Origin of the sequence: Dysgonomonas sp. 25, assembly GCF_010501075.1 — a bacterium.
Lineage (GTDB): Bacteria > Bacteroidota > Bacteroidia > Bacteroidales > Dysgonomonadaceae > Dysgonomonas.
Window position 1 is genome coordinate 103,497 of record NZ_QVMN01000003.1, and the last position, 20,282, is coordinate 123,778.

A 20,282-nucleotide genomic window follows, 5' to 3' on the forward strand; every position below is an offset into this window, starting at 1 on the left:
TTTCTTATCGGATGTCTATTTCTATACCACGATAGAAGTCGAGAATCTTAGCGCGGAACAGGAATTCGTATTTCGCCTGTATCTGCTCCGACTTGCTCGAAAATAGTTTGGTTTGAGCTTCGCTGTATTCGAATACGGTAGACTTACCTATCGAGTAGCGGTCGTCGGCATAATTGAAAGATTCCTTAGCGGCCTCGTATGCTTTTTCCGTAGATATGTATTCCGCCTGTGCGGCTGTTGCACTCTGATAGGCTTGTTGTATCTCTTTGTAGAGTGCCAGTTTTACGTTATCCAATTGTAGTTGCTGGTTACTGATGTCGAGCCTTGCGGCACGCACGCGATTGCGCGTCTGGAAACGGTTGAATATCGGAATACTCAACGAAACACCAATATATTCCGAACCGTTGTCTTTGAACTGGTCTGAGAAGTCACGGTTCATCGACCCGTACAGGCGTTGTACGCTTGTTCCGTATCGGGCACTGAAACTCAATGTCGGGTAATAATTGGCCTGCGCCATTTTCAACGATTTCTTCTTACTTTCGACTAAATATTGAGCTTCTTTTACATGCGGTTTGATTTCGATAGCCGATTGGTAAATCTGATCGGGCGGAATGATGCTACTCATATTTTCGGCTAAAACGTCACCATTGATCGACGAAGGTTCGACTATGCTGAAACCTTTATCCGTTTCGAGGTTCAAGAGCTGCGATAAGTTTAATACATTCAAATCGTAATTATTCTGCGCCGTTGTTACATTCAATTCATGTTTAGCCAGTTCCGCCTTGATGTCGTATAATTGTGATTTCGGTACTTTGCCGGCTTCAACTAAGTCTTCCGTTTTAAGAACCTGTTTCTTTGACAATTCTACCTGATCCTGATATACTTTTAGTATCTCTTTTTTGAACAACACTTCGAGGAAATAAGACGTTACCTGCAATTCGAGGTTTTCTTTCGCCTTTTTCAATCCTTCGGTTGCCGCTTGCAATTCGAGTTTGTCCCGTTTTATCTGGTTGGGGATACTGAATCCTGTGAATATGGGAATGGATGTAGAAATGCTGAGCGATGCACCCGATGCGTTGGATGTGATGGCGCTATTGGTACTTTTGTCTACATATTGCCCGAAATTCACTCCGGCACTGGCGTCGGCATTCAGGTTAGGTAGGCGGCTGTTCTTACTGGTACTCAAGTTCAATTCGGAGTTCTTGACTTGTAATTCTTGTTGCTTAATCTCGATATTGTTTTCGATTGCATAGTCTATGCACTGGCGCAATGTCCATTGCTTTTGCGCATATATGCCGATCGACAAAGCGAGTAAAGTGGTTATAATGACTAATCTCTTCATCTTAGATTAATTTTGAGGGTTTGGCGTCTGTGGTTTATCTGTTTGTTCGTTGCCTCTGACTTTGTCGCCTTTGGCTAAACCTTCTTTGATTTCGACCTTGATTCCGTCAGATAAGCCGACTTTGATATATTTCTTCTCAAACTCCTGAGGCGTAGCTTTTTCATCTTTCAGTACGTGCACGAATGACGAGTCGTTGCTGAATGATACGGTACTTTCAGGGACAACCAATACGCTGTCTACCTTCGCCAGAACAATCTCGGCGTTGGCGCTATATCCTGCGCGTACCAATACGCTGTCGGGAATGCGGGCAGCTGCTTTTATCTCGAAGAGGATAGCTCCGTTTTCTTCTGTCCCCTTAGGGGCGATATATTCGAGGTTGGCATCGAATTTTTGATTTTCGATAGCCCCTATCGACAGCTTCATCGGCATGCCTGTGTGTATGCGCCCGACTTCGGTTTCGTCGATATTACCGATGAAAATCATATCGTTCATGTTCGCTACGGTTGCGATAGTCGTACCATCGTTGAAGTTATTGGCCATGATTACCGAGTTACCTTCTTTGATAGGCACATCGAGTATCATACCTGTGATGGTGGAGCGAATCTGCGTATTACTATACTTAGCCGTACTTTTAGAAATACCTGTCTTGACGATGTCGAGGCTTTCGTTGGCATTGTTCAGCTCTTCTTCCGCCTTCTTGTAGTCGGCTTCGGATTTTTCCATCTCGTCGCGGGCGATAACACCTCTTTCGAAGAGTTGCTTTTGGCGGCTATATTCCGCTTTCACTTGGTTGAGGTTTATCTGCGCCACTTTCACACGCGATTCGGCCGAGTTGAGGTTCGATAGTTCGGGTACTACCTTCACGGTTGCTATCACCTCTCCCTGCTGGATGTAGTCACCGGCCTCTTTCAGCACTTTGTCGATAATGCCGGAGATTTGTGGTTTGATAAGGATTTCGTCGCGCGGAGAAACTTTTCCCGTGGCAACCGATGTATTCTCGATACTGCCTTTTTCGACCGTTACTATTTCATATACCACTTCTTTAGGCATGGATTTGATGAAAAGGAAGACAAGCATCCCTATCAAGAAAATCCCTAATAAACTAAGACATCCTATTCCCAGAAACTTTTTCATATTACATTCAAATTATTATATATTGTTTTTAATTTTATTATTCTTCTCTAATAGCATCTATCGCTTTTATGCGCAACGCTCTGAATGCAGGTAATATACCGGAAAGTATTCCGGAAAAAATCAGTACAATCATTGCCAGTAATGCTGTGGCGAATGATACCAAAGGCGGAACAAACAGCGGTATTTCTATAAGAGCATTCTCCATCAGATAGCGGATGACGATGAGTATGGTAACACTCGTCAGCAATCCGGCAATCCCCGAAACAGCTGTCAACAAAGCACTCTCACTGAGTATCTGCTTGACAATGGTCATCGGCTTAGCGCCCAATGCGCGCCTGATACCAATTTCGCGGGTACGTTCGCGAACGGTTACCAGCATAATATTACAGATACCTATTATCCCCGAGAGTAGCGAGCCTCCCCCTACGAATATGGCGATAATGTTCACTCCCAAAAAGATTGCCTGAAATATATTGAATATCATTTCGGCATTGAAGCTACCCATTGCCTTTTCGTCTGTCGGGGCTATGCTGTGGTTGGCCTTTATAATTTCTTTTACTTCCTGCTCGACCACTGCTGCCGGATATCCCGGTTTAGCCGTAACGGCCAGGAAGTGGACTGCATCTCCTTGGTTGAAGGCTTTTTGCATGGTAGAGAACGGGATATAAACCGTACGTTCGACCTTTCCTCCGATGGCTATTTCGGATGTTGAATTGACAACCCCCACAACCTGAAAATAAATCCCGTTTGCCCGTATATAGCTGCCGATAGGGTTTTCTCCTATTTCGAACAGCGATTCGTAAACATCTTTACCGATGACGCAGACCTTTCGGTTTTCTTTCACGTCCATCTCGTTGATAACGCGCCCATAAATGATTTCAGGAATTTGTACGATAAAGTTAGCCGGATAGACGCCCATCATGCCATATGTACCTGATTTTCTTCCGCGCACCATGTTCTTATCCGAACGCGCACCAAAAAGCATCGGAGATATGTGTTCTACCGTTTTGGCTTTCTCTTTCAATAAAACAAGGTCCTGATTGTTCATATTCCAATAGCGCCCTTTGCGGAATCCTTTGAAGGCTTCGCTGGTGCGGTCGGTATAGAAATAACATGAATTAGGAGCTACCCCTTGCACAATTTTCATCATACCCCCTTTGAAGGCGTTTCCTATCCCGAGTAACAGGATAAGCATGAATATGCCGAGGAATACACCGAAACCGGTCAGGATACTACGCACTTTGTTGCGCGTAATCGTACTCCATATCTCTTCCCAATAATCTAAATCAAACATCCGTTTTTTCTTCTGTTACTGTTTTATTTTACTCTGCCCTCATCGATTCTATCGGACTTACGCGGGCTGCTTTTACTGCCGGTATCATGCCGGCTACAATTCCGGAAACAATAAGTATGACCGTTGCGCCCAATACCGTCCACAGATCGACACTCATATCCTGTATCGGTGAGTTGGAAGGTGGCCCTCCTTCTCCTCCCATCGCAGTCATTGCATAATTGACTATTTCCAGAATAAATATACCCAGCGACAGTCCTATATATCCGGCTATGGAAGTGATGATAACCGCTTCTGTGATTATCATGCTCAGGATAGAACGTGGCCTTGCCCCGATAGCTTTGCGGATGCCGATTTCCTGTGTCCGTTCCTTTACCGTTATGAGCATGATATTGCCTACACCCACGATACCCGTAATCAGTGAGGCTGCTCCGATTATCTTGATGAAAATACTGATAATCGTAAATATATTATTGGCCTGCATCGATTGTGCAGCCGTATTCCAGACACCGATTGCACTACGGTCGGTGGGGTTGAAACTTTTTAGTCCACCCATTTTGGAGCGGAGGCGATCGACAAATTCATCATTCGCTTCTTCCGTATTTAAGCCTTCGACCGTGAAAACAAACTCGTCGACATTTATCCCGCTTCCGTAGAGCGTCTGTGCCGTAGAATACGGAATATAAGTCGGTTGTTCATTATTGAACTGGTTGGCATTGTCCGATACCCCGATGACGGTGTATACTACATTTCCGGCTATGATATCTTTGCCGATAGGATCTCCTCCTTTGAAAAGGATTTTCTCCATGTCCGGATTGATAACGATAACTTTGCGGCGGTTGGCTATATCTATATCATTGACAAAACGTCCTTTCTTTATCTTGACGGCGTTGATGTCTTTCGCATCCGCCCAAACTCCCTGCATCTGCCACGAACCATATTCGTTGCCATAAGACATGGTCTCGCTGCGGTATATGATAGGAGTCAACAGTTGTATTTCGGGAAAGCTGCTCATCAGGAAATGTGCATCCGTCTCGCGGAAAGTAATCTTTCTGTTCGAAGCCAACCCGTTGTGCGGCATAGATGTCCAGCGCGGCCACATATATACTTTGTTTGCCGAGCGGTCGGAAAAGTTCTTTTTGGCCGAATTGCTGAATCCGTTTCCTACACCCATCAGCAGGATGAGCATGAGTATACCCCATGCAACAGCCAGCATCGTCAATACTGTCCGTAAGACGTTTTTACTGACAGTTGCATAGATTTCTCTTAGTGAATCAAACATAATTATAAGTCGAAATTTATGACTGGATTTTCGTTGATTTCGATAGAGCCTATCAGCCCGTCTTTGATGTGGATAACGCGGTCGGTGGCATCGGCGACTTCCTGGGCATGTGTGACGATAATCATTGTGATTCCGTCTTTTTCATTTATCTCGCGCATCAGTGTCATCACTTCGTAAGAGGTGCGGCTGTCCAATGCTCCCGTAGGCTCGTCGGCAAGGATGATTTGCGGTTGCGCGATAAGGGCGCGGGCGATGGCTACACGTTGTTTTTGTCCGCCGGATAATTCATTCGGCATGTGATTCGCATGGCTTGCCAGCCCCATTTTATCCAGATATTCCAATGCTATGGCATTCCGCTTTTTTCGGGGAATCCCTTGGTAGTATAACGGGAGGGCTACGTTCTCGAGGGCATTCTTGAACGCAATCAGGTTGAATGACTGGAAGATAAACCCGATCATCCTGTTGCGCAATTCGGCAGCCTTCGCTTCCCGCTGATTTTTTATTAATACGTCATTCAGAAAATATTCGCCGGTATCGTAGTTATCCAATATGCCTAAGATATTAAGCAAAGTCGATTTACCCGAACCCGAAGCTCCCATAATGGAAACAAATTCACCTTTTGCAATGTCCAGATTGATACCTTTCAATACATGTAATGGAGATCCGCTATAATAGGTCTTGTTTAAATCTCTGATTTTTATCACGTTGTTGTTATTTAGGAATTCTTATTCAGAAGACACAAAGTTATTATTTTTTCCTTCTCACATCTATATGACTGATATTATTCTAAAAGATTACATCTTTATCCTTATTTTAGTATAAATTAACATTATCTCGTTTTTTTATAATCCCTTTTCTTAATCAAGATAGTTGTTGCTTAATATTGTGTAAGAAATACGCAATATAATGAACGGAAATTATATATTTGTATTCGAAATCAGCGAACAACTATAATTATAATACGAAAACCGGAAAGGTTACTTTTCTCGAATAGACATAAGGATACTTGTTCTTTACCTTGTTAGCACAACCGGCGGCATCTTTATTTTATCTTAAAGATGCTGCCTTTTTATTTAGAGATAGGAAATAAGCTGTATCTTTGTGCCAGCCACTGATAACATTGCAACGATGACAGATTTTTTCAACTATAAAAGGCGGAAAACTTCCGTAACCCATATCGGGAATACTCCTCTTGGCGGAGAGAATCCTATCCGCATCCAGTCGATGACCAATACCGACACCAACGATACCGAAGGCAGTGCTGCACAATCGGTACGCATCATAGAAGCCGGTGGCGAATATGTCCGCCTGACCGCTCAAGGGGTACGGGAAGCCGAAAATCTACAGAATATAAAAGATCTCATTCGCAGCAAAGGCTATCAGACGCCGCTTGTTGCCGACATACACTTCAACCCTCGTGCGGCGCTTGCAGCAGCAGCCATTGTGGAGAAGGTGCGCATCAATCCGGGTAACTTTGCCGACAGGGTGAAGACCTTTGCCACATTCGAATACACCGACGAAGAGTATGCCCAAGAGATAGATAAAATACGCGAGAAACTGATTCCATTGCTTGATATCTGCAAGGAGCATAAAACAGCCATCCGTATAGGGGTGAATCACGGTTCGCTCTCCGACCGCATTATGAGCCGCTATGGCGATACGCCCGAAGGGATGGTAGAATCTTGCATGGAGTTTCTGCATATCTGTCTGGATGAGGATTTTACCGATATTGTGATTTCCATCAAAGCGTCTAATACGGTGGTGATGACCAAGACTGTGCGATTGCTGATAGACCGTATGGAGAAAGAGAACCTTCATTTTCCTCTCCATCTGGGCGTTACCGAAGCCGGCGACGGCGAGGATGGACGCATCAAGTCGGCAGTGGGGATTGGTTCTTTGCTGGCTGACGGGATAGGCGATACGATACGGGTTTCGCTCAGCGAAGATCCCGAACTGGAAATTCCTGTTGCCCGCAAGTTGGTCGATTACATCACCTCTCGCGCGCATCATCCGCAGATAGCAGGGCAGTTGAATAACACATTTTCGCCTTTCTCGACCGACAGGCGTAAGACATATACCGTGGGGAATATAGGTGGCGATAGCTTGCCTGTTGTAATCTCTGAAAGGACAGACGATGATTTCAGCTTCGATGTCCATTTTATGCCCGACTATATCTATATCGGTTCTAATCTGACGGAGCGGACTCCCCGCGCTATTCCGCTGATAATGGATGCTGCCGTCTGGGCGGGCGAAGCGAATACCTATCCGCTCTTCGATGTGTCTAACTATCAGCAGATAGCGGCAAGTACAGCCTCTATCAACTTCCTGCGCCTTTCCTATACGGATTTGAATGAGGAAGTCTTATCCCTGTTGAAAGGCAACCATTCCATCGTTATCCTGCTGGCTACCAGCCACCCGAACGGGGTAGGGGAGCAGCGTGCCTTTATCCATGCCCTGATGAATAATGGCTGCGAAACGCCTGTTGTCATCAGTCGCTGCTATCAGGAGAGTGACGCGGAAGACATCCAGATAAAGGCGGGAGCTGACTTCGGGGCAATACTGCTCGATGGCTTTGGCAATGGTGTTATGCTCGCTAATAAAGGTCAGATAGCTCAAAAAGAGCTGGATAAGTATATGTTCGGTATCTTGCAGGCGGCGCGTGTGCGGACGAGCAAGACGGAGTATATCTCCTGTCCGAGTTGCGGACGTACCCTTTTCGATTTGCAGACGACCGTTGCCCGCATCAAAGATGCAACTTCGCACCTTAAACACCTGAAAATCGGTATCATGGGCTGTATCGTAAACGGTCCCGGCGAGATGGCGGATGCCGACTACGGCTATGTGGGCGCTGCTGCCGGAAAGGTTTCACTGTATAAGAAGAAAGACGTTGTAGAAAAGAATATCCCTTCGGAAGAGGCTGTAGATAAGCTCGTTCAGCTGATAAAAGACAACGGCGACTGGGTAGATCCGGAGTAAAACAGAGACGAGGTCAGCACTCGTAGACTTCGGTATATAATTCTTCTTTGATAGACATAAAGCGTTCGGCTACATCTATCTCCCCGAAACTCATCAGGTACATGGCAATAGGGTTATAGCCCGCGTGATAAGGCGGTTGATAGTAAGATACACTTTCCCACAGTTTATACCCGAGCCGCTGGTAAAATCCTATCCGCCTGTCGGCTATCAGCGTGGTAGGCAATTCCACTTCCAATACGATAGGCATCGTCTGTTCTGCCATAAATGATTTCATCACTTCGCCGCCTACGCCTTCGTTGCGGGCTTCGGGAGCGATGGCAAAATGTTCGGCAAAGGTAAAATCCGACAAATGCCAGAAAGTAAGGAAGCCGATTTGTATATCGTCTTTCACTATAACCTGAATAACGAATTTGTCGGAATCGGCATACAATTCCAGCATTCTGTCAAGCGGTCTTCTCTCGCTATGCGGAAAGGATTCGGTATATAGCTTTTCGACAAAAGATAGCTCGTTCGGGTTGTTTATATCTAAATTACGTAATATCAACATTTTCTATGCTTTTTGTTCTTCTTGATGCGCGGCGATTTTCATCTCCTTCAATTGCCCGTCTTCGCATTTGATGATGCGTCCCGGATATTTCTGCACCATCGCATAATTGTGCGTCGACATAATAACGGCTGTCCCTTCCTGCGATATTTTATGCAGTAATTGCACAATCTGGTTTCCCGTTTCGGGGTCGAGGTTTCCTGTCGGCTCGTCGGCGAGGATTATCTCGGGCGAATTGAGCAAGGCGCGGGCAATCACAATACGTTGCTGTTCACCGCCCGACATCTCGTGAGGCATCTTGTAGCCCTTGCTTTGCATGCCGACTTCGGTCAACACCTCATTGATGCGGTGCTTGATAAGGTCTTTGTTGTTCCAGCCCGTAGCGCGGAGCACAAATTCGAGGTTTTTCTCTGCCGAACGGTCGATTAATAGCTGAAAATCCTGAAAAACAATTCCTACTTTGCGGCGCAGGAAAGGGATTTCCTTCTTCTTGATTGTCTCCAAATCGTAGTCGAGCGCGGTGGCATGACCTGTTTCGATAGGCACTTCCTGATATACACTTTTCAGGAAAGTACTTTTGCCCGAACCTACTTTGCCGATAAGGTAAACAAAATCCCCCTCATAAATGGAAATATTTACACCCGAAAGGATGGTGTTCCCGTCGCGGCTGAGGTCTACATCTTTGTAGTGGATGATGGTATCTTTTTCTTTGTCTTCCATAAGGCAAATTATATTTTATGTCTTTTTTGCAATTCGCGGGCAAGGTCTTCGATGCTCAACCCTTTGGATGTCAGCAATACGATGAGGTGATAGAGCATATCCGCCGATTCGTAAACGAGGCGTTCGTCCGTTCCGTTGCAAGCCTCGATAACCGATTCTATGGCTTCTTCGCCCACTTTTTGCGCCATCCGGTTGATGCCGGACTGGAAAAGCGACGTGGTATACGAACCTTCGGGCATTTCGCTATGGCGTTTCTCGATAAAGTGTTGCAGATACTTGAAGAACAGGATATCCTCTTTGTTCTCTTCCCCGAAGCAGGTATCGGCACCAGTGTGGCATACAGGCCCTACCGGATCGGCCTTGATAAGCAGCGTATCGTGGTCGCAATCGTCTTGGATGCTGACCACATGCAGAAAGTTGCCACTTTCTTCGCCCTTTGTCCACAAGCGGTTTTTGGTACGGCTGAAAAAGGTGACCTTACCTGTTTCCTTTGTCTTGGCAAGGGCTTCTTCGTTCATATAGCCCAACATCAATACTTTGCTTGTCCGGCTATCCTGTATAATCGCGGGAATCAGCCCGCCAACTTTATCAAAATCAAGTTTCATATGCATAAATATATACTATTCTTATCTTAATCAAAACGAATCAATAGTTGATTCTATACCTCTAAAAAGCCTCTAAAGTGTCGCTTTTTTGTACCATTTTTTGTCCCGGTTGTTACTCTTGTTTTTCTTTCATTATGAGTAAATTAGCTTGGTTTTCCGATGTAAAAAAGCAGTATTTTTATCGAATTACTTTTTGGCTTTTCTCAACCTCTCCATGGGGATGTTTTTTTGTCATACCGAAGTTTACTGAGGTATCTCTTTTGCACTTTTGAAGAGACTTCTCACCTCCGTTCGAAGTGACAATAAAAAGTAACACAAGTATACTTCTTTTCGATGTTTTTTGCCGAGTTACTTTCTCTTGTAACTTGTAACTGTGCGAAGCACGAAGTAACTCGTAACTAAACATTGATAAACTTACCCTTATAATTCTACTACTCGTTCACATTTATCTTACGTTTATCCCTTCAACTTTCAGATAAGCCTTCAAGTCCGGTATGGCGATTTCGCCAAAATGGAATACGCTTGCCGCCAAAGCAGCATCGGCTTTCCCTTCGGTGAATACATCACGGAAATGCTCCATTGTTCCCGCTCCACCCGACGCGATGACCGGGATATTGAGCGTCTCGGATAACTGCCGAAGCGCATCATTCGCAAAGCCCTGCTTTACGCCGTCGTGGTTCATGCTGGTGAAGAGGATTTCTCCCGCACCGAGGTTTTCGGCTTCCTTCGCCCATGCGAATAACTCCTTATCCGTCTTGTTGCGTCCGCCGCTGGTATAGCACGACCATACGCCATTTTCAAAGTTAGCATCTATTGCGCAAACACACACCTGCGAACCGAAGTTTTTTGCAATCTCTTCTATTATTCGGGGATTGCGGATGGCTGTCGAATTGACCGAGATTTTGTCAGCTCCTGCATTCAAGAGCCTGTCGACGTCCGACAATTCGTTTATCCCGCCACCGATGGTGAAAGGTATATTGATATTGGCCGCAATACGCTTTACCAGTTCGGTAAACGTTTTCCGCCCTTCGTGCGAGGCTGTTATATCCAGAAAGACAAGCTCATCCGCCCCTTGCTCGCTGTAACGGATACCCAATTCCACGGGATCGCCTGCTTCGCGGAGGTTGACGAAGTTCGTTCCTTTCACGGTCATTCCGTCCTTCACGTCGAGGCAGGGTATTATTCTTTTTGCTAACATAATTACAAATCCATTGTTAAACGAACCATGTGACGGCATTCGATGCCGTTTTCGTATATCGGTTCGGAGTAATGTTTACGGAAAAAATCAATATCGACGGAGGTAATCGTAAATCCGCACTTCTGATACAAAGCCAATTGCCCGATTCCGGCGTTACCTGTCCCCACTTCCAATACGTGAAAACCTTTTTCTTTGGCTATGCCGATTGCATGCGCTATAAGTTTTTTGCCATATCCCTTGTTTTGATAGGCCTCATCGACAGCCAGATTGACCAGTTCGATCGTGAAAGGGCGTGTCGGCAAAAGTACATATTCGCCTATCGCCGTTTGCCCGAGATAGCCGACGTAGCAATAGCCTCTGTCGAGGTAGTATGCAACGGCTTCCTCCGATGGATCTGCCAAGGTAAGCAAATCATAAGGGGGTGTTGCTGTTTTATCTAATAGTTTTATTTCTAAATTTTCCATATTACTTAACCACAAAGGTTGTTAACTCTCTCATCGTCACTCTATTCTCATATATTGCCTTACCCAAAATAACGGCAGGCACTCCGGCGGCTTCTAAATCGTGAATATCCTGCATGCAGCCCACGCCACCGCTGGCTATCAGGTATATACCGGAGAATGCGGATAGAATCTCTTTATACAACTGGATGGAAGGACCTTGCAGCATACCATCCTTGCTGATGTCGGTGCAGATGATTTTCTGTATTCCCTGCTCCTTATACCCTTCGATGAAAGGGATAATATCCAGCGATGTTTCCTCCTGCCATCCCGAGACGGCTATTTTATGATCTTTGCAGTCGGCTCCCAGTATTATTTTGTCGTTGCCGTATCTTTCGAGCCACCCGAGGAATAATTCTTTGTTGCGGACGGCAATACTCCCCCCTGTAACCATCGAAGCTCCTGCATCGAATGCTGCTTGAATGTCCTCGTCGCTTTGCACGCCCCCTCCGAAGTCGATAATGAGGCTTGTGCGGGCAGCAATTTTTTCCAATACCCCTACATTGACGATGCGTTTAGCCTTCGCTCCGTCTAAATCGACCAGATGCAAGCGTTTGATTCCTGCATCTTCGAACATTTTGGCGACTTCCAACGGGTCTTCGTTATACACTTTTTTCTCGTTGTAGTCACCTTGCGAGAGACGGACGCACTTTCCGTCGATAATATCGATGGCGGGTATAATTTCTATCATTTGGCAGGGAATATTTTTATGCAAAACGGATATTCGGTATAAATATCTTTATTCGCATCCATAGCGATGCGGATGATATAGATGAGTTGTATAATTAGCAAAGCCGGCAGCAAAAGGAATCCGATAAGCACAATCATCGAAAAGGCTGCTACCGTCATATAGATATACATGCTAATCATAAAATTGGCTATATTCTCGCCGTGCTTGTTCACAACAGGATTTTCCTTGTTGAGAAGCCACATGATAAGCGGCAATACAAATCCCGTGAGTTGCGAAAAGTGCATCAGCATGAGGAAGTTATTCTGCTCCATACCCCAAATTTTGGGATAGGCATTGTGGATAGTATCGCGGGCGGCCTGATACTCTTCATCCGAAATTTTACCTTCTGCACGTAATTGCTCGAGTTGCTGTAAATCTTCGTATTGTCCCATAATTGTCAGATGCTTAAAAAGTTGGTTAATATCTGTTCGCCTGCCTTGCCACTCTTTTCGGGGTGGAACTGGGCAGCATAGAAATTATCTTTGTGCAATGCTGCACTGAATGGGTGTATGTAATCGGTCGTTGCCGCAGTATGCTCGCATACAGGCACATAATAGCTATGCACGAAGTATACGTACCCATTATTCAGCGATGCATCGAATAGCTTGCTATTGACATCGGTAATGGTATTCCATCCCATGTGCGGGATTTTATCGGCATGTGTGTGCGGTACGAAACGCTTCACGTCTACGTCGAATATATTTAAACAGTCGGCATTGCCTTCTTCGGAGTGCGCACACATCAACTGCATGCCCAGACAGATGCCCAGAACAGGCTGCGTAAGCTGCGGGATAAGCGTGTCCAAGCCCTCTTGCCGTAGAAAGCGCATAGTCGAACTGGCTTCGCCAACTCCGGGGAAGATTACTTTATCGGCCTTGCGGATAAGGTCTTTATTATCAGTGATAATAGTCTCCACACCGAACCGTTTAAATGCATGTTCGACAGAGAATATATTTCCGGCGTTGTATTTTATAATGACGATACTCATTTTCTAATGTGTTGATAGCTTTAAACCTACAATTCCTATAATAATCATAGCAATAAAGAGGATTTTTTTTATGTCTTTGGCCTCTTTGAAAAAGATAATTCCCACCAGTACGCTACCCACAGCGCCAATACCCGACCAGACGGCATACCCGACGCCTATGGGGATGGCTTTCAGGGCGAGTGACAGGGTATAGAAACTGACAGCCATAAAGATGATTGTCAGGAGCGAGAATTTGAGCTTGCGGAAACCGTCCGACAACTTCATCATCGTGACGAAACCTACTTCGCACAAGCCTCCTGCGAATAGCAATAACCAATCTGTCATCATTTGGCAGCATCCTCCGTTTTGGCGGTTTTTTTATCAATCATTTTCAGCCCGATAATGCCGCCGATAAGGATAGATAAAGAAATGACCTTCATCACCCCGAGCTCTTCTCCTAAACCGACTATTCCCACAATTGCCGTTCCGGCCGCCCCGATTCCCGTGAATACGGCATACGCCGTCCCTATCGGTATTGTCCGCATGGATTTGGCAAATAACAGAAAACTGACAAACATAAAACAGATGGTAATGATGCTCCATTTTATGTCCGTAAATCCATGTGTCATCTTGAGGCCGTATGCCCAGACGATTTCGGATAGTCCTGCCAGAATAAGAAAGAACCAGTTCATTTATTCCTCCAATAATTTATCGATTAGTTTCACCATGCTGCCGAACTCTTCCTCTTTGAAAAGTCGTGTGAGCATCCTGATTTTACCTTCCTTGTCGATAATGATATTGCGCGTGATACCCGCATTGGGTTTGGCATACAATTCAAAGATTCCCCCTTTCGGGTCGAGGCCGATAGGATACGTCACACCCGTTGTCTCGGCAAATTTCAGTACCGTGGCCACCGGTTCGTCGCGGTCAATCCCATAAAGGGCAAAGTTGGCATTGTTTTTATGCTTCTGCCATATATCTTTCTCTATGTAAGGCATTTCTTTGCGGCACACACCGCACCAACTGGCAGTGAATTGCAGCATAACCACCTTGCCGCGCAGCTCGGATAAGCGGACGGTTTTCCCGTCGGGCAATTCCATTCTGAAGTCGGGGGCAATGTCGCCCACACGGACGATGTACATCGAATCCACGCCTTCCTGTGCATTGCTGCTTAGCGTACAAAAGAGAGTGAATAACAATAGGGCGAATAGCTTTTTCATATCTGTTCTTTTAATTGTTTCCTTAAAATTAGCTTTCTGAAAAACAGGGCAAAAGGTATAGCCGTGAATGCGCCCAGCGCATCAGCCAGAAAGTCGTACCAGTCGCCGCTTCTCCCGGCGAAATAGTAGTGCTGTACGAGCTCGATTAATCCGCCGTACAGGATGGGGAGCAGGATGCAGAAAAACAGCATCCGCAGGATGATAACGCGCCCTTTCGCAAAGAATATATAGCTGAAACATGCCGAGCCTGCCAACCCCAGATACATCATAAAATGCGCGAACTTGTCGAAGGGGATGAAAAAGTCGTCTATCTCGGGCACATCGTCACCCGTTATCAGGCAACACAGATAGAAGATGACGATAGCCACTATGAGCGGCAAGGTTGTATATTTCAGAAATTTAGCCATACAGAATCATTCGAATGACAAATTTACATACTTTTTGCTTATAGCCCTAACATTTGTCTAAGATACTTGGCTATATTCCGCATTTATTCGGATACTATTCGGCACATTTCAGCAATATTGTACAAATATTTGCTTTATCTTTACCTTCCGTTATGGAATTATTCCTTGACCAAACTCTATAATAGAAAAAATACTATGAAATCAGCTGTTTTATTAATCCTTTCATTTTTTTGCATAGCTGCAAGTTTAACCGCACAAACCGAACAGGATTCTGTTGTCGTTGAGGAAGTTATGGAAGTCGAAGAAAATCCTCTTATAATAGAGGATATAGACGGAAATTGGGTCTCATGCCGGAGCAGCGACATGGGAATATCCTATCCCATCCGCAACAATAAGGTATATTACGAAGAAAATTGCATGGGACATTGTATGAAAAGGGAGTTTGTCGACCGTGCCGATATCCGTACTTTCCGGTATTTAGGCGATAAGTATGCCAAAGATAAGAACTGGGTTTACTTCGAAGGTAAGATTGTCTTAGGTGCCGAACCTAAGTCGTTCAAGATTATAAAAACGCTATTCAACCGTGACTTCGCGATAGATAAAAAATCCTTTTTCTGTCGTGGAAAGCGAATCCCCGGAGTATCCCCTAAGGGTAAGGATGGCATACGCGAATTGTCGTATTATTACTATACCAACGGGGAAGTGATCTTTACGGATGAGGGTAAGGTGTTGCAGGGTGTTGATTATAAGGACGCTACCCTATTGGGGAATAGTTATATAATTGCTGATAATAAGGTCTATTACCATGCTGATGTAATAGAAGGCGCCGATGCCGCAACATTTGCTATAATAGAAGAGTATTACCGATTCTTTAAAGATAAGAATAAGATTTATTACGATGGAAAAGAACTGTACGAGAGCGATGCGCAAAAAGAGATAAAGGTATTGGACTATGGCTACCTGATTAACAATGATAAGGTTTTTTATCACAACGAGACTTTAAATTATGCCGATACCGAAACTTTCGGGACTATAGAAGGTAAATACGGGTATGGCAAAGACGATAAGTTAACTTACTATTGGGGCGATGTGGTAGACGACGGACGGGCTTTGGTGGAGAAGAATTATCCTTCAAAATTCTATTTTGTAGGTAACGAACTCTACGACTCGTGGGGGTATTCGCTGCGTTGCGAGGTCGATACGGCTTCTTTCAGGCAAATAGGGGATTACTTGTATACCGACGACGAGTACATCTATGCTTTCAGTAAGGAGTATAACACTATGGAAAAGAAACGCTGTGATAATGAGGGGTTCACGAGAATCTCGGAGAGATATGCCAAAGATTCGAAAGATATTTACTATTTGCATACCGGGCAGCGTAGCGTTCAGTTTTCTTATATCAGCCATGTCGACTATGCCACGTTCGAGGTTATACAAGATGATTGGGCGAAGGACAAGAAACGGTGCTATTATCAGAGCTACTCTTTACCTTATGCCGACCCGAAAATTATGCTGCCGATAGATTCGTTTTATGCAGTCAGCGATGATAAATTTTTCTATAAATATAGGTGGATAGAAGGCGCGGATGCCTCTTCGTTCTGCATCATAGACGATACATATTCGAAGGATAAAGACCATGTTTACCGCGAAGGGCGCGTGCTGCCCGACTGTGATCCGTCGACCTTCCGCCTGATAGAGAATCCTGTTTCGTATGATAAAAACAATGTATATTCTTATAACAAACAGGTTGCAAAAGTCGATGGCGCTACGCTGACGCACTTCTTCGACGATTGGTACAAGGATAAGGACAGCCTTTACTGGCTTCCAAGATATCATCTTTTCGACAATAAGGTGAATACGACTGCTGTCGATAGCGAGACAATCACGCGTTTCGAGGATAATTACTTCCAGGATAAAGACCATCTCTATATCGGTTTGTTGAGGCTTTTCGATGGTGCCCAAGAGCGTTTTTGGCACGAAAAACCGCATATAGAAGCCATAAAGCGGATAGAGGGTGCTGACCGCTCGTCTTTTCAGGTGATAAACAGCAAATACGCGAAAGACAAGAATCATGTCTATTTTGAGGGAGAGGTTATCCCCGGTGCCGACCCTCTCACATTCTTCCTGATACGCAAGGTAGGAGACAGCTCGGCTTATGATAAATCAGGCATTTACGATGCCACGAGAAAGCGCACCTCCCTGAATAATCCTATTACTTATCTGGGCGATATATTCTATGTCGACAAAGATTTCCTGTACGAAATCTACCATGCCGGAGCCGCTTACAAATACCGCCTCAAGGATGTCGGGCTGGACAGAAAAACGCTGAAAGTAATAGAAGAGGGTGTTCTCCGCGACAAAAACGGTACGTACAACTGGAAAGAGCACACTTGGGACTGGAAGCGAAGCAATCGGGTAGAGGATTAGCGGAATACCCTGATTGTGGTATTTGGGGCGGCTTAAATACCTATATATAGGTATTTTTGGTGTTGTGTGGAAGGTGTATCTTTGAGCTTTGAAAAAAAAGCAAACCAAGCCTTGATGGATACAATTATTCAGTGCGACAATATAACCCATTATTATGGGAAGAAGCTAATCTATAAGAACCTGAATTTCGACGTAAAGAAGGGTAAAATCTTAGGACTTTTAGGCAAAAACGGAACGGGAAAAACCACCATTATCAACATACTGAACGGTTATCTCAAACCCCGTTCGGGTGTCTGTCGTATTTTCGGCGAAGACATGGAAAATCTCTCGCCCGAAACTAAAGCGCGTGTCGGGCTGCTCCTCGAAGGGCATATTCAGCATGCCTATTTCAATATCGAACAGATAGAACGATTCTACAGCCGTTTCTTCCCCAACTGGAAGAGGGAGGCATATTACGAATTGCTGAAAAAGCTGCAGGTAACACCTACCCAGAAAATCAGTACCATGTCGTGTGGGCAACGTTCGCAGATTGCATTAGGGCTTTTGTTTGCGCAAGATCCCGATTTGCTGATCCTCGACGACTTTTCCATGGGGTTAGATCCCGGCTATCGCCGCCTGTTTGTGGAATATCTGAAAGAATATGCCACTGCCGAGGGCAAGACGATTTTCCTCACGTCGCATATCATACAGGATATGGAAATGCTAATCGACGATTGCATCATACTCGACTATGGACGCATCCTGCTGCATAGGCCGACTGCCGAGATTCTGAATAATTTCAAGCGCTACCGGTTTACCTCTCCTGCCGATTCGATAGAAACGACCGGCGAGTTGTGGAATACCGAGCGGATTGGCAATTCGTGGGAAACATACTCGTTCCTCCCGCGTGAGGAAGTGCAGCAATTGCTCGCACCTTACAGTGTCTCGGGTCTGGTCGAAGAACAAATATCCCTCGAAGATGCTTTTATCGGTTTAACGGGAAAATATTAATAAGAAAGAAGATGTTGAACGCATTATTTTATAAAGAATGGATTAAGACGAGGCGCATAATTTTCCTGCTGGGGGTTGTGTTGGCTTCGCTGCTTATTTATACGTTTATCCATACCGGGCAGCTGTTTCGCGTGGGCGGTGCAGTGCAGGTATGGGTGAATATCATCACGAAGGATTTTCCGCTTTTGCCCGAGTTTGTCAGATGGTTTCCACTCATGGCAGGGCTGTTGCTGGGACTGGTACAGTTCATCCCCGAGATGACCGATAAGCGCCTGAAACTGACTTTACACCTGCCCTTGCCCGAGACGAAGATATTGTCGTCTATGTTATTGTATGGCATGCTTATATTGCTGGCGGTATTGGTCGTGTTTTATGCCGTTCTGTATATTGGGCTATCCTGCTATTATCCATCGGAAATACTTGCTGCCACCACCTGGCAGATGCTGCCGTGGCTTATCGGCGGGCTGTTGTCCTATTTTTTTGCAGCGTGGGTTTGTTTAGAGCCGGTATGGCGTCAGCGCGTACTCAACGCATTGATTGCAATAGCCGGATTGTCAATGTATTATATGAGTGCCAAATCGGGCGGGTATATATACTTTGTCCCTTGTTTGCTCCTTGTTTTGGTCGCCGGATTCAGTTTTCCGTTCTATTCGGCAGCCCGTTTCAAAGATGGGGCGCAACGTTAAGCCAGATAAATAAGAAAAAGAAAAGATGAAACAGAAATCGAAAATATATTACCTTATCCTGCTGTTTGTTACGTTCGTCGGGCTGTGGATAATTCCTTCGCTTGTCCGCAAAGCGACATATTCGCCTGATGTTTATCCGTTTGTTTATCAGAGTTCTATCTTGAAGGAGCTGGTTTTTATCGATTACAAAGATAAACAGACGCCCCTGACCGACCGGCAGGGGAATAAGTATACGACAGCCCAGTTCGATTCGCTGATGCCGTTACTGAACTATCGCCAGTTGATGTCTGACGGACGCCTGCCCGATAGCCTCGGAGGCTATGAACTGACGCCTCCGCTGTTGAGGTCGAAAAGCGTTATGTTCTCGTACAGGCCTAATCATGTGCAGACACCCAACGTAGGGCTGTATATCCTGTTCGAGTCGATGCCGAAGCGGGTAGGGCTGGAGATGCCCGAAGATGTTTTTCGCCTGCAAGACAAAATCGAATTTATCCATACCGAAACGAATACCGTCGATACGAAGAAAAGCGAAACATTCCAGCGGGCTTTGGAGAAAGAAGGCTTTGCCTTTCCGGCTCAATGGGCAATTGGCAACCCTACGACGATGAAGCCTTACGACGAAGGCTATTTTATCCTCGATGCCAACGGGCAATTGTATCATCTGAAAATGGTGAACGGCCGTCCTTATGTGCGGAATACGCATGCGAGCGACGGCATCGATATTGCCCATTTCTCGATACTCGAAGTCAGCGACAAAAGGTTTTATGGCTTCCTGTTCAGCCGTAGTGGAGAGCTTTATATCCTCGAAGCGAACGAGGGAAAATATATTCCGGTGAAGCTGGACGTTCCGGCAATAGATATAAAGCAAGACCAGCTGAATATCAGAGGTAACCTGCTCTATTGGACGGTTACGGTGACAACGCCGCAAGGACGGAATTTTTATGCATTGGAGACGGAAACGCTCAAACAGGTGGATGCCTATACAATGGAAAGAACCGAAAACAACTGGGATAAAATCTCGGGATGGTTATTTCCTTATTACCTGACATTCGAAGACGCCCATACCGATTACATCCGCCCATACTTCCATTTCACGGGAATATGGGGATTCGGAATATATTTGTTTTTGGCTGTAATTGGTTATTTTTTAGTACCTTCGACTAAAAATAAGCGATTTTTTAACGCGTTGTATATATTACTGACAGGCTTTGCCGGATTTGTAGCGCTATTAGTATTACCTAAATATAGAAAATGATATTCAAG

22 protein-coding genes are annotated in these 20,282 nt (G+C 45.2%); 5 read left to right on the forward strand and 17 right to left on the reverse strand.

Annotated features, from left to right (window positions below):
• Positions 1-4: 4 nt before the first annotated feature.
• The 5 genes from D0T66_RS06100 to D0T66_RS06120 are packed head-to-tail and all read right to left on the reverse strand — an operon-like array spanning position 5 to position 5,753.
• Positions 5-1,342 (reverse strand): TolC family protein, encoded by a 1,338-nt coding sequence (locus tag D0T66_RS06100; protein ID WP_163356370.1) that lies wholly within the window; start codon positions 1,340-1,342, stop codon positions 5-7.
• A gap of 6 nt (positions 1,343-1,348) precedes the next feature.
• Positions 1,349-2,476: an efflux RND transporter periplasmic adaptor subunit gene (locus tag D0T66_RS06105; protein ID WP_163356371.1), complete on the reverse strand. Its 1,128-nt coding sequence runs from the start codon at positions 2,474-2,476 to the stop codon at positions 1,349-1,351.
• Positions 2,477-2,513: 37 nt separating this feature from the next.
• On the reverse strand, positions 2,514-3,770 hold the full coding sequence (locus tag D0T66_RS06110; protein WP_163356372.1) for an ABC transporter permease: 1,257 nt from the start codon (positions 3,768-3,770) through the stop codon (positions 2,514-2,516).
• A 28-nt stretch (positions 3,771-3,798) separates the two neighbouring features.
• A complete protein-coding gene (locus D0T66_RS06115; protein ID WP_221412181.1) occupies positions 3,799-5,049 on the reverse strand; it encodes an ABC transporter permease in 1,251 nt (416 codons plus the stop codon).
• Between the two features lie 2 nt (positions 5,050-5,051).
• The gene (locus tag D0T66_RS06120) at positions 5,052-5,753 is read right to left on the reverse strand and encodes an ABC transporter ATP-binding protein (protein WP_163356373.1); all 702 of its coding nucleotides are present in this window, start codon (positions 5,751-5,753) and stop codon (positions 5,052-5,054) included.
• Between the two features lie 424 nt (positions 5,754-6,177).
• Between D0T66_RS06120 and D0T66_RS06125 the strand changes: the two genes are divergently transcribed.
• The gene (locus D0T66_RS06125) at positions 6,178-8,025 is read left to right on the forward strand and encodes a 4-hydroxy-3-methylbut-2-en-1-yl diphosphate synthase (RefSeq protein WP_163356374.1); all 1,848 of its coding nucleotides are present in this window, start codon (positions 6,178-6,180) and stop codon (positions 8,023-8,025) included.
• A 13-nt stretch (positions 8,026-8,038) separates the two neighbouring features.
• On the opposite strand, the gene D0T66_RS06130 is transcribed toward D0T66_RS06125, so the two are convergent.
• The 12 genes from D0T66_RS06130 to D0T66_RS06185 form a co-directional block, all read right to left on the reverse strand.
• Complete coding sequence (locus D0T66_RS06130; RefSeq protein ID WP_255489748.1) at positions 8,039-8,572, reverse strand: GNAT family N-acetyltransferase; 534 nt, start codon at positions 8,570-8,572, stop codon at positions 8,039-8,041.
• 3 nt (positions 8,573-8,575) lie between these two features.
• Positions 8,576-9,289, reverse strand: coding sequence for a cell division ATP-binding protein FtsE (locus tag D0T66_RS06135; protein WP_163356375.1), 714 nt, complete (start codon positions 9,287-9,289; stop codon positions 8,576-8,578).
• Between the two features lie 8 nt (positions 9,290-9,297).
• The gene (gene hisIE, locus D0T66_RS06140) at positions 9,298-9,894 is read right to left on the reverse strand and encodes a bifunctional phosphoribosyl-AMP cyclohydrolase/phosphoribosyl-ATP diphosphatase HisIE (RefSeq protein ID WP_163356376.1); all 597 of its coding nucleotides are present in this window, start codon (positions 9,892-9,894) and stop codon (positions 9,298-9,300) included.
• A 445-nt stretch (positions 9,895-10,339) separates the two neighbouring features.
• Complete coding sequence (gene hisF, locus D0T66_RS06145) at positions 10,340-11,092, reverse strand: imidazole glycerol phosphate synthase subunit HisF (protein ID WP_163356377.1); 753 nt, start codon at positions 11,090-11,092, stop codon at positions 10,340-10,342.
• A gap of 2 nt (positions 11,093-11,094) precedes the next feature.
• Complete coding sequence (locus D0T66_RS06150) at positions 11,095-11,556, reverse strand: GNAT family N-acetyltransferase (RefSeq protein ID WP_163356378.1); 462 nt, start codon at positions 11,554-11,556, stop codon at positions 11,095-11,097.
• Between the two features lies 1 nt (position 11,557).
• A complete protein-coding gene (hisA, locus tag D0T66_RS06155; protein ID WP_163356379.1) occupies positions 11,558-12,283 on the reverse strand; it encodes a 1-(5-phosphoribosyl)-5-[(5-phosphoribosylamino)methylideneamino]imidazole-4-carboxamide isomerase in 726 nt (241 codons plus the stop codon).
• Entirely contained in the window at positions 12,280-12,714 is a 435-nt protein-coding gene (locus D0T66_RS06160) for a DUF4870 domain-containing protein (RefSeq protein WP_163356380.1), read from the reverse strand. The genes hisA and D0T66_RS06160 overlap by 4 nt, the downstream gene beginning before the upstream one ends.
• Before the next feature lie 5 nt (positions 12,715-12,719).
• Positions 12,720-13,310, reverse strand: a complete 591-nt coding sequence (gene hisH, locus D0T66_RS06165; RefSeq protein WP_163356381.1) for an imidazole glycerol phosphate synthase subunit HisH — start codon at positions 13,308-13,310, stop codon at positions 12,720-12,722.
• Between the two features lie 3 nt (positions 13,311-13,313).
• Positions 13,314-13,637 (reverse strand): multidrug efflux SMR transporter, encoded by a 324-nt coding sequence (locus D0T66_RS06170; protein ID WP_304487039.1) that lies wholly within the window; start codon positions 13,635-13,637, stop codon positions 13,314-13,316.
• Positions 13,634-13,981 (reverse strand): multidrug efflux SMR transporter, encoded by a 348-nt coding sequence (locus D0T66_RS06175; protein ID WP_163356382.1) that lies wholly within the window; start codon positions 13,979-13,981, stop codon positions 13,634-13,636. Before D0T66_RS06175 ends, D0T66_RS06170 begins: the two co-directional genes overlap by 4 nt.
• Positions 13,982-14,509 (reverse strand): TlpA disulfide reductase family protein, encoded by a 528-nt coding sequence (locus tag D0T66_RS06180; RefSeq protein WP_163356383.1) that lies wholly within the window; start codon positions 14,507-14,509, stop codon positions 13,982-13,984.
• Entirely contained in the window at positions 14,506-14,916 is a 411-nt protein-coding gene (locus D0T66_RS06185; RefSeq protein WP_163356384.1) for a VanZ family protein, read from the reverse strand. The genes D0T66_RS06180 and D0T66_RS06185 overlap by 4 nt, the downstream gene beginning before the upstream one ends.
• Positions 14,917-15,111: 195 nt before the next feature.
• Here D0T66_RS06185 and D0T66_RS06190 point away from each other — a divergent pair, with 195 nt between their 5' ends.
• From D0T66_RS06190 to D0T66_RS06205, 4 genes are all read left to right on the forward strand, one after another.
• Positions 15,112-17,343 carry a DKNYY domain-containing protein gene (locus tag D0T66_RS06190; RefSeq protein WP_163356385.1) on the forward strand — a complete coding sequence of 744 codons (2,232 nt, stop codon included), beginning with the start codon at positions 15,112-15,114 and terminating at the stop codon, positions 17,341-17,343.
• A gap of 114 nt (positions 17,344-17,457) precedes the next feature.
• Complete coding sequence (locus D0T66_RS06195) at positions 17,458-18,333, forward strand: ABC transporter ATP-binding protein (RefSeq protein WP_163356386.1); 876 nt, start codon at positions 17,458-17,460, stop codon at positions 18,331-18,333.
• An 11-nt stretch (positions 18,334-18,344) separates the two neighbouring features.
• Positions 18,345-19,019 carry a hypothetical protein gene (locus D0T66_RS06200; RefSeq protein WP_163356387.1) on the forward strand — a complete coding sequence of 225 codons (675 nt, stop codon included), beginning with the start codon at positions 18,345-18,347 and terminating at the stop codon, positions 19,017-19,019.
• 25 nt (positions 19,020-19,044) lie between these two features.
• The gene (locus D0T66_RS06205) at positions 19,045-20,274 is read left to right on the forward strand and encodes a DUF4857 domain-containing protein (protein ID WP_163356388.1); all 1,230 of its coding nucleotides are present in this window, start codon (positions 19,045-19,047) and stop codon (positions 20,272-20,274) included.
• Positions 20,275-20,282: the final 8 nt, after the last annotated feature.